This window comes from Mumia xiangluensis (genome assembly GCF_010994095.1).
GTDB classification, from domain to species: Bacteria; Actinomycetota; Actinomycetes; order Propionibacteriales; family Nocardioidaceae; genus Mumia; species Mumia xiangluensis.
In genome coordinates, this window is the sequence record NZ_WJYO01000002.1 from 223445 (window position 1) to 236901 (window position 13457).

General features: G+C 67.4%; 21 protein-coding genes. 3 read left to right on the top strand and 18 right to left on the bottom strand.

The genetic code is table 11. The features are described 5' to 3' along the window. Window positions 1-21 precede the first annotated feature (21 nt). Window positions 22-324 (top strand): hypothetical protein, encoded by a 303-nt coding sequence (locus tag GH747_RS07195; RefSeq protein WP_149768910.1) that lies wholly within the window; start codon window positions 22-24, stop codon window positions 322-324. Between the two features lie 204 nt (window positions 325-528). Continuing rightward, window positions 529-714 (top strand): hypothetical protein, encoded by a 186-nt coding sequence (locus GH747_RS07200; protein ID WP_149768911.1) that lies wholly within the window; start codon window positions 529-531, stop codon window positions 712-714. A gap of 199 nt (window positions 715-913) precedes the next feature. On the opposite strand, the gene GH747_RS07205 is transcribed toward GH747_RS07200, so the two are convergent. The 17 genes from GH747_RS07205 to GH747_RS07285 form a co-directional block, all read right to left on the bottom strand. Then, window positions 914-1762, bottom strand: a complete 849-nt coding sequence (locus tag GH747_RS07205; RefSeq protein ID WP_149768912.1) for a hypothetical protein — start codon at window positions 1760-1762, stop codon at window positions 914-916. An 87-nt stretch (window positions 1763-1849) separates the two neighbouring features. Beyond that, a complete protein-coding gene (locus GH747_RS07210) occupies window positions 1850-2065 on the bottom strand; it encodes a hypothetical protein (protein ID WP_149768913.1) in 216 nt (71 codons plus the stop codon). Window positions 2066-2182: 117 nt separating this feature from the next. Next, a complete protein-coding gene (locus GH747_RS07215; RefSeq protein WP_149768914.1) occupies window positions 2183-2644 on the bottom strand; it encodes a hypothetical protein in 462 nt (153 codons plus the stop codon). After that, window positions 2641-3042, bottom strand: a complete 402-nt coding sequence (locus GH747_RS07220; protein ID WP_149768915.1) for a helix-turn-helix domain-containing protein — start codon at window positions 3040-3042, stop codon at window positions 2641-2643. The genes GH747_RS07215 and GH747_RS07220 overlap by 4 nt, the downstream gene beginning before the upstream one ends. Further along, window positions 3039-3398, bottom strand: a complete 360-nt coding sequence (locus GH747_RS07225; RefSeq protein ID WP_149768916.1) for a type II toxin-antitoxin system RelE/ParE family toxin — start codon at window positions 3396-3398, stop codon at window positions 3039-3041. The genes GH747_RS07220 and GH747_RS07225 overlap by 4 nt, the downstream gene beginning before the upstream one ends. Before the next feature lie 234 nt (window positions 3399-3632). Beyond that, on the bottom strand, window positions 3633-4427 hold the full coding sequence (locus GH747_RS07230; protein ID WP_149768917.1) for a hypothetical protein: 795 nt from the start codon (window positions 4425-4427) through the stop codon (window positions 3633-3635). 16 nt (window positions 4428-4443) lie between these two features. Beyond that, a complete protein-coding gene (locus GH747_RS07235) occupies window positions 4444-4758 on the bottom strand; it encodes a hypothetical protein (RefSeq protein WP_149768918.1) in 315 nt (104 codons plus the stop codon). A 64-nt stretch (window positions 4759-4822) separates the two neighbouring features. After that, a complete protein-coding gene (locus GH747_RS07240) occupies window positions 4823-5083 on the bottom strand; it encodes a hypothetical protein (RefSeq protein ID WP_149768919.1) in 261 nt (86 codons plus the stop codon). Next, window positions 5080-5739, bottom strand: coding sequence for a hypothetical protein (locus GH747_RS07245; protein ID WP_149768920.1), 660 nt, complete (start codon window positions 5737-5739; stop codon window positions 5080-5082). The genes GH747_RS07240 and GH747_RS07245 overlap by 4 nt, the downstream gene beginning before the upstream one ends. Before the next feature lie 3 nt (window positions 5740-5742). Continuing rightward, window positions 5743-5964 (bottom strand): hypothetical protein, encoded by a 222-nt coding sequence (locus tag GH747_RS07250; protein WP_149768921.1) that lies wholly within the window; start codon window positions 5962-5964, stop codon window positions 5743-5745. Continuing rightward, window positions 5964-6794 carry a hypothetical protein gene (locus GH747_RS07255; protein WP_149768922.1) on the bottom strand — a complete coding sequence of 277 codons (831 nt, stop codon included), beginning with the start codon at window positions 6792-6794 and terminating at the stop codon, window positions 5964-5966. Before GH747_RS07255 ends, GH747_RS07250 begins: the two co-directional genes overlap by 1 nt. 280 nt (window positions 6795-7074) lie before the next feature. Continuing rightward, entirely contained in the window at window positions 7075-7428 is a 354-nt protein-coding gene (locus GH747_RS07260) for a hypothetical protein (RefSeq protein ID WP_149768923.1), read from the bottom strand. Next, the gene (locus GH747_RS07265; protein ID WP_205602840.1) at window positions 7425-7751 is read right to left on the bottom strand and encodes a hypothetical protein; all 327 of its coding nucleotides are present in this window, start codon (window positions 7749-7751) and stop codon (window positions 7425-7427) included. The genes GH747_RS07260 and GH747_RS07265 overlap by 4 nt, the downstream gene beginning before the upstream one ends. 134 nt (window positions 7752-7885) lie before the next feature. Next, a complete protein-coding gene (locus GH747_RS07270; RefSeq protein WP_149768924.1) occupies window positions 7886-8254 on the bottom strand; it encodes a hypothetical protein in 369 nt (122 codons plus the stop codon). A 33-nt stretch (window positions 8255-8287) separates the two neighbouring features. After that, complete coding sequence (locus tag GH747_RS07275) at window positions 8288-9211, bottom strand: tyrosine-type recombinase/integrase (protein ID WP_149768925.1); 924 nt, start codon at window positions 9209-9211, stop codon at window positions 8288-8290. A 116-nt stretch (window positions 9212-9327) separates the two neighbouring features. Next, window positions 9328-10653, bottom strand: coding sequence for an RNA polymerase sigma factor (locus tag GH747_RS07280; RefSeq protein ID WP_194842893.1), 1326 nt, complete (start codon window positions 10651-10653; stop codon window positions 9328-9330). 204 nt (window positions 10654-10857) lie between these two features. Then, a complete protein-coding gene (locus GH747_RS07285; RefSeq protein WP_149768927.1) occupies window positions 10858-11262 on the bottom strand; it encodes a universal stress protein in 405 nt (134 codons plus the stop codon). A gap of 156 nt (window positions 11263-11418) precedes the next feature. Here GH747_RS07285 and GH747_RS07290 point away from each other — a divergent pair, with 156 nt between their 5' ends. Beyond that, the gene (locus GH747_RS07290; protein ID WP_149768928.1) at window positions 11419-11958 is read left to right on the top strand and encodes a hypothetical protein; all 540 of its coding nucleotides are present in this window, start codon (window positions 11419-11421) and stop codon (window positions 11956-11958) included. A gap of 26 nt (window positions 11959-11984) precedes the next feature. Here the strand turns inward: GH747_RS07290 and GH747_RS07295 are convergent, their stop codons facing one another. After that, the gene (locus GH747_RS07295; RefSeq protein ID WP_149768929.1) at window positions 11985-13457 is read right to left on the bottom strand and encodes a glutamate-cysteine ligase family protein; all 1473 of its coding nucleotides are present in this window, start codon (window positions 13455-13457) and stop codon (window positions 11985-11987) included.

Consider the following 13457-nt stretch of genomic DNA (forward strand, 5'->3'; position numbering starts at 1 on the left):
CGCACCAGTAAGGATGGGAAGATGGAAAGCCGGGTCGCTCCGAACCACTCCGCTCCTGACCCGCCTGAGCGGCGCTTGTGGCAGCGGGTGCTCAATGAGTGCTGGCCTCTCACGGACAAGGGCGGCAACGGGCATGCGCGGGGCATCCCGACCCGCCCGGCAGTGCCGGTGATGGTGTGGCTGGACTTTGAGCGGGACGGCGTGTGCTGGCTGCGGGCGCAGGCTGTGCGGTGGCATGGCCGGCACGTGTGCGTGATGCTGACGGACGACCGGCTACCGGTCGCGTACGTGTGGGTGGAGGCGACCGACGTGCAGCGGACCTAGTCAGGTTTGGGGGGCTCGCGCGTTGCGCCTCCACACTGCTACGGTCGCCTCAACAGGCGTCCACTGGTGCGGTGTGGTTAGGCACGGTGTGGTGGCAACACCGTGAGCGCGGCTGGTGCGCAGGACGCTTGGCCCAGTCGCCTCCGTCGGCAGTACCCGCTGAGCCAATCCGGCTCGGCGGTAAACGTCTGGACGGAGAGCACCATGAGTACCCAAGAGAAGAAGGTCCGCCGACTCGCACGCCAGAGCGGCTTTCACCTGTGGAAGGTTCGTGTGAACGACCACGGCTCGGCCGAGTACGCGCCGTATGCCCTGGTCGACCTCGCCACGAACAGCATCGGGCCGCGCGGCCTGATGCTCGATCAGGTCGAGGACTGGCTGCGAAGCTGAGTTGGGCCGTGGGCGGGGGCGGCCCGGACCTTCGGGCCGCCCTCTACCTCAATGGCTAACTTGCGCATCGTTGGGAGCAGGCGCTCACTGCGACGTGCGCTCCAGCGCAGCGGACCGCGCCTGCTTGTTGAGCTGACGCCTCATGTCAGCTCGAACGCGTCGCTCGGCTTCTAGACGGAGACGCTTGGCTTCCTTGCGATCAGCGATCTTCGGGTACTCCGTCACTCGAGGCTTCTTCAACGTCACCTTGCCCATGACCGGTCCTCTCCGGGCCTGCGGCCCATCGCTCCCGGGCCGCGAACGCCGTTCCCAGCATCGCTGCCACCAAATCTACATAGACTTCGTCTGTCGAGGTGAACGCATGCTTGTCGGGCGCGTCTACTGTGAGAAGACCGTAGCCCGTCGCGCCGACAGCAATCGGTGATGTGATGAACGCTTCGTAGCCCTCGCCGGTACCTGACCACGCGCCACGTCTCGCGGCCTTGGCGTCCGAGATGCTGGTCACGGAGATGCGATGGCCGTCTTCTAGGGACTTGAAGGCTGCCTTGCCGCGTCTGCTGATGCGGTCGAAGCCCTCGGAGTTCCCCAACCGCCCATCTCGCGCGAAGCATGTCATGGTCTCTCCGCCGTCATCGACGGCAAACACCATCGCGCGGACTTTGTCGGCTGAGACAAAGTGGGCGCATGATGAGGCGGCGTGCTGACACAGCATGGCGAACGCGGCCTCGTCCGCGCCGCCCTGAGTGAGTTCTGCGCCTGCTGTCGCAAGCGGCGTCAACGACTCGTGAAGTTGCTGATAGGCGTCAACGAGCGCGTTCCCGTTCTGATCCTCTTCCTTCCTCCGCCACCATGAGGCTGCGATGCCGGGGAGGGCGCACAGGACAAGCACAATGACGGCCCAGATCACACGCGCGAGCGTCGGGTCGTCAAGCAGTATCGCCGCGGCGACACTCGCCGCTAGACCTGCTACTGGCGCGACCCACATCCGCCGATCGGTCACCACGCCGAGCCAGGTGAAGACCATGACCCCCAGGACGCGGAACGACATGTTCGGGACGATAGCGTCGGACGAACCTGCTGCGGTGGAGAAATGCCGGACCGGGCAGTGGTACGTCCGGCCTGCCACGTCGATCGGTCAGATGACCTCGGCGTCGGGGATAACCGAGCGGACGGTGTTGTCGAGGTCGGCGGGCTGCACAGTGCCGAGCGCGTAGTCGACCTCTAGGACGTAGTCGTTCTCGATCGTGAAGTACACCTGCGCAGTCGCGCGAGCGGCCGCCAGGCGGAGCGCGATGTTGTCGAGGATGTGCTGCTCGACGTCAGCGGGGATCGTGTAACGGCGCGTGGGCATGGCCTCATCGTCGCCCTCCGCGACCGGGTCTCGCCACCAGGCTGTGGACAACCGTCCACCTGTGTGCCGTGACGTGACCACCAGACCGGTCCGCCACGAGTGGAAGAGTGTTGAGCCCTAGGCGTGCTCTTCTTCCTCATCCTCGGTCTGCGTGAACGGGGGCGGCCCGTTACGCTTCAGCATCTTGAGCGTCAGACTCGGGAGCCCGAGCCGGGAGGCGGCAGCCTGAACGGTCTCACGGATGTACGGGTAAGCGGCATAAAGAGCTACCTCCTGCCCGAACCCCGTGATGGAGTCGATCGGGAAGTACTGAGCATCCTCAGAAGCGCTATGGGCAGTGACGACGGACGCTTTTATCTCCGCGATGTCGTCACCGTCCTCGTCCTTAACTACGCAGAGGGCGTCGAATAGATAATCGATCTGCTCGGGCTCAAGTCGGTAGCGCGTATCTAGCTTCAACTCGTAGCCGTCGATATCCGCATTGCTCCACCGCCGAGCACTGAACTCGATCAGGTAGACCGAGTCCAGCTCGACCTTCTCGATGATCGCCCTAGCGGCCTCAACAGTGTCGTCGCTCATGCTGCCTTGGTGAAGTCGCTTCGGAACGACGGGCGGTCCGCGTCGACTCGGTGGAAGTCGGTCGTGACAACGTCGATCGGAGTGCTCCAGGCGACGTCGAACGCGGGCCGCGTGGCCTGGAGCCGCGCCGTGCCTGCCGGCACCAGGTCAAGACTCACTTCCTGTCCGAGTGCGTGGAGGTAGTCAGCAAGAGTGTTGAGTCTGATGTTCCCGTCACCGTTCAGGGTCTGTCCAACGGCGGACTTTCCGACCCCGAGAGTCTTCGCGAGAGCAGCCTTTGTGGTGCCGCTCTGCTCAAGTGCCTCGTGAAGCACTTCGAGTGCCCGATACCGCAGTCTTGCCGCGGCGAGCCGTCGCGCGTTGTCTGGGATCGCCTCGAACTGCTCATACAGGCTCATTGCCGTTGATCCTCTCTCATGATCGCCATTCCCCGATCGATCTCGCGATGGGGAGTCTTGAGTCCTTGCTTAAGGAAGCCGTGCGTCAAGCGGACATGTCCGCACGACTCGGTCTTGCGGTAGTAGAACGGGAGTCGAATGGTGTGGGCCTTCAACTCATGCAGCTCTCCGCGGAGGTGGTTGAGTTGTTGGGGTTGCTTCAGAACGCCATGCTCGGCGAACCGCTCGAGGCGGATGAGAAGATCCGCGACCTTGTCCGCAAACTTCGGCCGTCCCATCAGCTCCTGCAGGAACAGCAACGCCTGCGGCTTACCGTCAACATCGAGTGCCGCTTCGACTTCGTACTTCCTCCCCACCTCCAGGACTGGCCTGCCACACTTGCATGTGCGAAAGAGTACAGTCAAGACTGTACCTCCGGGGCAAGTATTCGCAAGATGAGACCACCTTCACGGAGAGGACTGACCGCACCCTACTGGAGTAGCGGGCCGCTTTCGGGTTTTTCCCGAGCGAGCAAGTTCCGTATGCCGCGGTACGGCGGTTGGGGTGGGGGGTGGGGGTTGCCTCCCCACGTCTGAGTGGGCTGTGTGTGGTCATGCTCGCTGGGTCTCCGGTGCGTGGGTGAGGTTGGTGGCGCGGTCACGGCGTTGGGCTGCGAGGGCGTCGACGCGTGCACGGGTGTCGGTGGTGCCGGCGAGGCTCCAGGGGACGCCGTGCTGGACCATCGCGTACGTGTCGGGCGGGTCGGTGGGTCGGCTGCCGGTGAGTCCGAGGACGTCCCAGTCGTCCGCGTCGAGCGCCGCGAGGTGGAGGGCTGCGGGCTGTGGCCGGCCGGTGGTGAGCTGGTCGATGCTCTGGAGCAGCCGGACGAGCTGGTTGAGTGCCTTGCGCGCGTCACGTGCGGGCAGCGCGAGGTCACGCACGTCCAGCTCGAGGACTGCGGCGTCGTCGTCCAGGTTCACGTCTGGGCCGAGACGTTCAGCGGCTGCGGCGAGCGCAGTCACGTGCTGGTCGAAGGCTGGGGTCAGCTTCGCGATGATGGTGTCCTCGTTGGTGGTGATGGTCGCTGCGTAGCGGTCCACGGCGATGCTGGCCACTCGCTCGAAGAACACGCTGGGAGTGATGGCCTGCGCGATGACGATGCGGCGCACGGTCGGATCGAGCGTGGGGTCTTCGCCGCGGCTGAGTGCGTCGCGCACGGCAGTGGCGAGCATGGCGGGCTGGTGCTGGTGGTCGATGATGCCGGGCAGGTCCGCGGGCCCGGTGCGGCCCCAGGCTTGGACCTCGGCCAGGTGCTTGGCGGCACGGGTGAGCGCCGGGACCTTGACGCCGTGCTCGTGGAGGCCGGCGCGGACCTGTTCGGCGAGGAGTGTGTTCGGGCTGGGCATGGTGATGTCCCTTCGGTCAGAGGTGGTCGGGGTCTGCGCCGAACAGTTCGGCGACGGTGCGGCGGGATTCCTGCTCGTCGTGGTTACGTCCGGCGTCGTAGGTGCCGGTCCCTTCGCGTGGCACGAACGGCGCATCACGGCGGGCGGGGTCGATGCTGGTGCTGTCGGTCTCGTCGGGTTGGAGCACGGACAGGATGTGAGTGGCGGGGTGCTCGCGCATGGCGTCAAAGAGCTGTGCGGCTTCGCGCTCTTCGGCGTCGTCTGCGGGCTGTGCCAGCAGCAGCTCGAGAGGGCTGGCGGGTTCGGGGTTGCGGTCGAGAGCGGCGAGCACTCTTCCTGGTGCCGTGCGGCGAGGTCGCAGAGTCATCGTGGGTTGGCCTTTCCTGGCAGCCCGTTCAGGACGAGCTGGAGTGTGGGTTCTCGTGAGCCGTGAGGCACGCGGAGAGGATCAGAGCGAGTTCGGTGAACGCGTTGCTGGCGGTTCTGGTGGGGATGCTCGTCGTGCCTGCGGCTTTGATCTGCTCGTCGAGCGCTTCGAGCCGGTCGAAGCAGTACTCGAGCGCGTCGACCGGAGACGGGAAGTACATGGGCGTCCGCTGCCGCCGGTACCGGACTTCGAGCAGCGACACGACCGGGGCGGTGTTGTCCGTCGTCATGGCGTAGTCCTCTTCCGCGCGGCGGTCGAGTGGTGGGCTGCGACCGGCCTAAGGCGAAGGTGAAGGTGAGCTGCGAGCCGTGCGTGTGTGTCTCGCAGGAGGGGCCACGCCGAGCGGGCGGAGAACGTCAGGCGCGCGGCCGTTCGGCTCCGCCACGCGTGACCGTCGAGCGACGGCACATGCTCCAGCATCGAGGCGTCCGCGTCGGTGCTGACGTTGCGGCAAACACCATGGCGGAGGTGGCCGATGGTTATATGGCGGGACGCCCAGGGCGTCACCCTATGGCCTGCAACGACGGGAACCGGCTTCTCCAAAGGGTGACGTTTCGGGGCCTCGCAAAGGGTGCTTGAAACTGTCACCCTTTGGGCGTCGCTGCCGCGGGACTTGAACATGCCGACGTAGACGGCGGTGCGGCCCTTCCAGCCCGTCTCGATCACGTCCAGGAAGCCGGACTCCTTGAGCACCTGGATGCGGCGCGACACCTGCCGCTCGGACCTTCCCAAACGTCGAGCGAGCAGGGCACGCGGCACCGAGACGTGCAGGTTCGCACGCATCTCCAAGAACAGCTCGGTCGCGGTGACCTTGATGGCGTCGGTCAGCGTCGCGCTCGACAGCACATGCCGTAGCCACTGCTCCCGTGTCGGCTTGGTGGGCATCGCCTACCCCACCGCCTCGGCGTCGTCGCTCACGTCGATGAACTCGACCGGAATCCGCTCGGCATCACACAGCGCGATCAAGTCCCGCGCGACCCGCGGGCTCGTCGCCCACACGCGACGGTTCGGCAACCACATCGGCGACTTCGCGCCACACTCGACCAGCCGCGTGCGCGCGAGTGGACCCGAGACGAACGCCGCGCTCTTCGAGACGATCTTGACGTACATCAAGATTGCTCACCCGCTTCCCAGTCGTCAGCGAGTTCCCGCAGCTTCCGCAGATCGTCGCGCTCTTGCCTCAGAACGCGGTCGAGCCGGTCGCGGTCGAGATGCCGAAGGATGGCGCGTTCGACAAGGCCCCGCAGGATCGTGGGCGGCAGAGCATCGACCTCCACGGACTCACCGACGAACGATGCGGAGCGAGAGTCCGTCGTTTTGGTCGGGCGCGTCGGTAGGGCGAAGGACTCGATCTGCTCAGTGTTGACGGCCAGTCGAGAGAACTCGATGGCGCTGTCGGGCGTGAACGCCGTGACCTTCCTCCGTATGTCGCGCCATGCGTCCACACCTGAGGGATCGTGGTCGCCAAGCTGATAGAGGAAGATCGTCTTGCCACGCCTTGCGTGTGCCGCGGCAGACCTCGCGAGGGAATGCGCGAAGGTTTCAGAGGAGTACCCACGCAATGTCGCTAGCTCGACGTCGTACCCATCGGTCACCGGCGAGATGACTCCGGTCAGGGCGTCCTTCTCGATGCAGACGATCACCGCAGAGTCCTCGTCTTGCCAGATCGACCTGCGGTACGAGTCCGCAGCATGGCGGAGCGCCGCCCCGGGGCCGGAGAAGGTTCGCGGCGTCCGGATCAGGCGAGTGCCGTCGGTGATCCACTCATACGGAACCAGCCCCGCTTGTCGGAGCAGGACCAGCCGTCTACTCACGGTCTTGTAACCTGCCTCGGTCTTCTCGATCGCCCCCATCGAGACCAACCGGTAGTAGGCCCCTCTCACGGTGACTGGGTTCTCGCTCGAGACCGCGTCGATGATCGCTTCGTCGAGCGCTGCCATCTCTGCCTTCGTGCGGCGCGTCCTCTTTGCGGGACTTGGTCCATAGACGGTCACGACGCCACCCCGCGTCGGGCTCGGCGTGATCGCTCACCGAGTACCGCGACCCGGATCGGGCAGTCCGTACACGGCACGCGGTTTGGAAGTCGGAGGTCGCGCCATTGCTGAGGCGACCAAGCGCCCAAGCTACTCAGGTGTCGCGCTGCGTCGGCTCCGCCCGCGCACATGTTCGCGGCGCCGCATGTCGTCGAGTTCGTGGGCCAGAACGGTGATCGACGGTCAGTCACAGCGACCACCCACGCAGTCCGGTCATGTCGATGGACAGTGACCAGCCGTGCTCCATCATCGCGGCCTCGAGCGCGGCTGTCGCGGCCGGGCAGTCAGAGGTGTGGTCTATCCGCCCTCGCAGCAATTGGCCGCGCTTGAGGGCCGCACGCCGCCGAGGCCGTAACGGAGTCTGGAGAGGCGCACCGCAGTCACAGCGACCATCGCGCTCCGCGGCCGCCCGCCGCGCAAGCCCTTCCTTGATCGCCACTGGAGCCGCGTCGGGCAGCTCGGCGACCAGGCGGACCATCGGAGCGCCACGCAGCTCATCAACGATCATGCGCGCACGGACGGTCTTCTCGATCGCGCTCATCGGGAAGCACCGCCTCGGCTGGTGCCGCCGGCCGGACCGTCACCGCTTGTCAGCAGCTCAATCGTCTCGGTCTCCGCGGCCTCCAGCGTCGCAGTGGCTTCGCGCAGCCGGCGTCGGGCCTGGGCGGACTTGAGTGCCAGCCGCTTGAAGTGCGCCTTACGGAGGTGGGCGGCACGGACGGGGTCGCCGTCGGCGGCGTCGAGGAAGCGCTGATCGAGGGCAGCGCGGGCCGGGGCTGTGCGAAGGCTGCGGTCGGTGGTGTTCGCCCAGCTCATGTGGGCGGCGAGTGAGGCGAGCAGGCGTTGCTCGGATTCGGTGGCCATGGGCGTCTCCAGGCGTCGGGAACCTGGCCGCCCGCTGAGGCGACCCTTCCCGTTACCTGATGAACGGCCCGGTACCGGAAGGCCGGCGGTCACCACTCACGGCAACCGCTATTCGTACCCCGAATGTACAGCGCTCAGGGCTCCGCGCGCCACCGTCGCGCGTCGAGCGGCAGCGTCCGCGATGCGGGGCCGTGAGCGCGCATGTCGGTCAGCACACCGACGACGAGACGCCAGGCGACGATGTGGTCTCCGCGTTCACCGGCGAGCAGGCAGCGGGCGCACGACGCCCGCAGCCTCTCACCGTCGCGACGGAGGCCATGGCCGTCATCGTCCAGGCGTGCGTCGAGGTGGTCGGACAGCGAGCGACGGTGGATGCGGATGCCGCTGGCGTCCTCGACGACCTCGCCCAGCCTGTGGACAGCGTTGAGCGGACACACCACGGTGATCCGGCGGACGAACAGGTGCTCGTGCTCGGAGCGGATGGAGCGGCGTCGCCGGCTCATGCCGCCACACGCTACAACAACTCACCTCCCCGGCTAGATGTCTCCGAGGTTGAGCTGCTGCGCCTCGTCGGCGGCGCGGTCTGCTGCCCGTGCCTTGGAGTAGCGCGCAATCATGTCGACTCTGCTCCAGCCTGCGACGGCCATCAGGCCGCTCTCGGAGCCTCCGGCGGCGAGCCAGCGGTGGGCCGCGGTGTGGCGCAGCCGGTGGGGGTGGAACCCGGTGATGCCGGCCGTGTCCGCGCGCTGGGCGAGTGTCTTGTGCAGGGCGTCGTAGGTGAAGCCCTTGCCGCGGTCGCCGACCCACAGCCGTGGCGTCGCCGCCAGCCTGTGGCGGCGCCGCAGGCGTAGGTAGCGGTCCATCGCGCGCGTGGTCTGTGGACCGATCGGGACGGTGCGTCCCTTGCCGCCCTTGCCGCGGCGGATCGTGGCCCGGCCCTCGTCGAGGTCGATGTCCTCGAGGTTCATCGCGGCGACCTCGCCCGCGCGGGTTCCGGTCTCGAGCATGAGCCGGATCATCGCCTCGTCGCGGCGGTGGCGCAACTGCTCGGCGGGGGTGGCGCCCTTGGGCGGCTGGCAGGCGCGGACGAGGGCGCGCAGCTCGTCGTCGGTCAAAGGCTCGACCACGCGCTCGTCCAGCTTCGGCGACTTGACCCCGAGGAACGGGTCGCCGGGAATCTCGCCCTCTGCGGCGAGCCAGGCGGCGAAGCGACGGACGGCGAGTTGGCGCGACCGGGCGGTCGCGGCGGCCGAGCCGGAGTCCAGCAGCCCGGCGACCCAGAGGTTGAGCGAGGCGCGGCTCATCGGCGGGGCCCCGTTCGCGGTGCACCAGTCGAGGTAGAACCGGACGCCGTCGCCGTAGGACTTCAGGGTCTGGGCCGACTTGCGCTCGGCCCGCAGCGCGATCTGCCACGACTGGGCGAGCAGGCCGAACTCGGGGGCTGTGGGGGATGCTGACACGCCGTCAGTCTAGTCCGATATCCTGGACTAGAGCGCTGTGCGTCCCGTGGGCGACCCGATCCGAAGCCCCGATACCGCCTCTGACCTGCGGAAACGGTATCGGGGACGGCTAGACTTCAGTCCAGATAATCGCGCAGCACCTGCGAGCGCGACGGGTGACGGAGCTTGCTCATCGTCTTGGACTCGATCTGACGGATCCGCTCGCGCGTCACGCCGTAGACCTTGCCGATCTCGTCGAGCGTCTTGGGCTGACCGTCGGTCAGGCCGAAACGCATCGACACGACGCCGGCCTCGCGCTCCGAGAGCGTGTCGAGAACGGCGTGGAGCTGCTCCTGGAGGAGCGTGAACGACACCGCGTCCGCAGGGACGATGGCCTCGGAGTCCTCGATCAGGTCACCAAACTCGGAGTCGCCGTCCTCACCGAGCGGCGTGCGGAGGCTGATCGGCTCACGGCCGTACTTCTGCACCTCGACGACCTTCTCCGGGGTCATGTCGAGCTCCTTGGCGAGCTCCTCCGGAGTGGGCTCGCGGCCCAGGTCCTGCAGCATCTGGCGCTGGACACGCGCGAGCTTGTTGATGACCTCGACCATGTGGACCGGGATGCGGATGGTGCGAGCCTGATCGGCCATCGCGCGAGTGATCGCCTGGCGGATCCACCACGTCGCGTAGGTCGAGAACTTGAAGCCCTTGGTGTAGTCGAACTTCTCGACCGCACGGATCAGACCGAGGTTGCCCTCCTGGATGAGGTCCAGGAACAGCATGCCGCGACCGGTGTAGCGCTTCGCGAGCGAGACGACCAGTCGCAGGTTGGCCTCGAGGAGGTGGTTCTTGGCGCGGCGGCCGTCCTCGACGATCCACTCGAGCTCTTCGCGCATCGACTCCGAGAGGCGCTTCGCGGTGGCGAGCTGCTCCTCGGCGAAGAGGCCGGCCTCGATCCGCTTGGCGAGCTCGACCTCCTGGCCGGCGTTCAGCAGAGAGACCTTGCCGATCTGCTTCAGGTAGTCCTTGACCGGGTCAGCCGTCGCGCCGGCGACCATGACCTGCTGCGCCGGCTCGTCGGTCTCGTCGGCCGCGGAGATCGTGAAGCCGCTGGCCTCGTCCTCCTTGAGCGTCGGATCGGTCTTGAGATCCTTCTCGAAGACCTCGTCCGAGATGTCCGGCAAGATCTTCTTGCCGTTCTCGTCGACGATGATCGCGTCGGCGGTGACGTCGACCTCGGCGCCCTTGGCGGCTGCCTTCTTCGCCGTCGTCTTCTTGGCGGCGGTCTTCTTGGCGGGTGCTGCCGCCTTCTTCGCTGGAGCCGCTGCCTTCTTGGCAGGAGCGGCCTTGGCGGTGGCCTTCTTCGCCGCGCCCTGTGCGGTCGAGGCCTTCACCGTGGTTCGGGGGGCTGCTGCCTCCGCGAGGACCGTCTTACGTGCTCCACTGTCGGGCGCTGAAACCACGAGGTGACTCCCTTGGGGTGCTTGGACCAGAAGGTCGCTGCAGGCGTTCGAGGGCGCGGTTCACCGGCCTCCCGTCAACCGCGGCATCGTCCAGTGTGCCACGCACGCGGGACGAACCACGAACCACCCGGCCAACGAGTTCGGACCGTGACCGAAACGCGACCTTTGTCCCTCAGCACCCCAGGTTACGCCTGCTCGAGGTCGTCAGCCTTCCGCCTTCACCGCGAGCACCGGGCACGTCGCATCGAGGAGCACGCGCTGCGCGTTGCTGCCGAGGATGAGCTTGCCGACGGGAGACCGGCGTCGCAGCCCGATCACGATGAACTCGGCCCCGATCTCGTCGGCGACCTTGATGAGGTCGTCGGCGGGATCCATGCCGCGTACGAGCTGGCGCACCTCGGCTTCGACGCCCGAGTCGGCGAGCCGGCTGCGGACCTCCGCCAGCTGCTCCTCGGTCTTGACCGCATCCTCGTCGTCGAAGTCGCGTCCGCCGCGGTGGGAGTTCACCACGACGAGCTGTGCCCCCCTCAGCTTCGCCTCCTCCACAGCGCGCGCGAGCGCGGCGTGGCCCTCGGGCTTGGGGACATAACCCACGACGATGGTGCCCATCCTCGACCTCCAGAATGTTCGGTGATCCGTCAACGTGATCCGACAGTATCCCTGTTCGCGCGTCCTCGATACCCGGCGCCCACGTCCGTGTGCGTCGGCCCGCCGGGCTGTGGACGACGCGGTCCTACGCGACCGCCAGGACGTCACCCTGGAGTCATGAGCCCACGGCCTTCGACTGCTCTCTCCCGCGAGGTGCGGATCCTCGCGGACTCTCTGGTCGAACGGTGGGTCGGACGCGGCGCCGAGCCGGACCCCGACCCGTGGTTGTCGCTCTGGTCGTACGACGCGGTGTCGGCACGGATGCTCGGCGAGTGGTCGGCGTCCGCGCGGACAGCCCGCGGTCTGGACGCCTGGGCACGCCTCGAGCTCGTACGGCGCCTCGCCGCCGCTCCGCCGACGGACCACGCAGTGGCCCGTCCCCCGGCACTCCGGACCGTGCTTGCGTGGGGACGCAGCGGGCGACCGGTGATCCGGCCGGACGACCTGCGTTGGTACGCCGCAGCGGCCGCTGCCGGATCGAGCAGCCGCGACGGGGACGGCCCGGCCCGTGCGGCGCCGACGCTGCTCGTCGTGACGCGGGTGGGCTGGGTGCTCGTGCCCGAGGGCGATCGCGGACGCGGGCGACAGCGGGTCCGTCGGTCGGCAGCGACTCCACGGGCGGCAGCGAGTCCAAGGGCGGCAGCGAGTCCGTCGTGACCGTGACGGCGCCGCGGGCCAGCGCCTCAGTCCCAGGTGTGCACCGGCTCGTTGCTGTGCATGCGCTCGCGGTAGTCGAGCGTCATCGCCCGCAGCGCATCAGCACGGTCGGTGCCGGCCTGCTCGTACAGCGACCGGAACCGGTCGATCTGCCACGTCGCGCCGTTACGACCGGTGAGGCAGCGCTGCTCGATGATGCCGAGGTAGGTGTCGCGGTCCGCGCTGGAGACCCCGAGGGCGTCGAGCCCGTCGGCCGCCATCGGCAGGAGCTTGCGGAGCACGAGCTCGGTCACGCCGACGGTCCCGACGCCGGGCCAGTAGATGGACGAGCCGATCCCGTCCTTGGCGGCTGCGGTGAAGTTCTCCTCGGCGGCGCTGAACGACATCTGCGTCCACAGCGGGCGATCGGCCTCGACGATGGCCTTGACCAGCCCGAAGTAGTAGGCGGCGTTCGCCACCGTGTCGATGACCGTGGGACCCGCCGGCAGGACGCGGTTCTCGACCCGCACGTGCGGCCGGTCACCGATCACGTCGTAGATGGGCCGGTTCCACCGGTAGATCGTGCCGTTGTGCAGCCGCAGCTCCGACAGCGAAGGCGTGTCGCCAGCAGCCAGGACCTGCTCGGGATCCTCGTCGTCGAGCACCGGGAGCAGTGCTGGGAAGTAGCGGACGTTCTCCTCGAAGAGGTCGAAGATCGACGTGATCCAGCGCTCTCCGAACCACACGCGGGGCCGGACGCCTTGGGCCTTCAGCTCGTCCGAACGGGTGTCGGTCGCCTGCTCGAACAGCGGGATGCGAGTCTCGTGCCACAGCTGCTTGCCCAGCAGGAACGGCGAGTTGGCGCCGAGCGCGAGCTGGGTGGAGGCGATCGCCTGGGATGCGTTCCAGTAGGCGGCGAAGTCCGACGGGCTGACCTGCAGGTGGAGCTGCACGCTGGTGCACGCCGCCTCGGGGATGATCGACTCCGAGGTCGTCGACAACCGCTCGGCCCCGGAGATGCTGATCGCGATGTCCTCTCCCCGAGCGGCGAGGACCTGCTCGGACAGCAACGCATAGCGTGGGTTCGCGGAGATCGTCGACGGCGTCATGTGGCCGGGCTTCAGCGTCGGAAGGATCCCGATCATCAGCAGGTGCGCGTCAACCGACTGCGCTCTCGCGTCGGCATGGTTGAGGTCGTCGCGGATCGTCTTCTCGTAGAGGCTCAGACCGTCGCCGTCCAACCCCCGCGGGTCGATGTTGATCTCGATGTTGAACTGCCCGAGCTCGGTCTGGAAGTCGTCGTCGGCGATCGCCTCGAGGACGGCCTCGTTGCGGAGGGCAGGCATCCCGTCGACGTCGATCAGGTTCAGCTCGATCTCGACACCGGTCATCGGGCGAGCGGCGTCGAACGTGGCGTCGCGCAGCATCCGCGAGAAGACGTCCAGGCTCTGCCGGATCTTGGCGCGGAACGCCGTGCGGTCCTCACGGGTGAAGATCTGCGGATCGACCTCTTGCCCCAT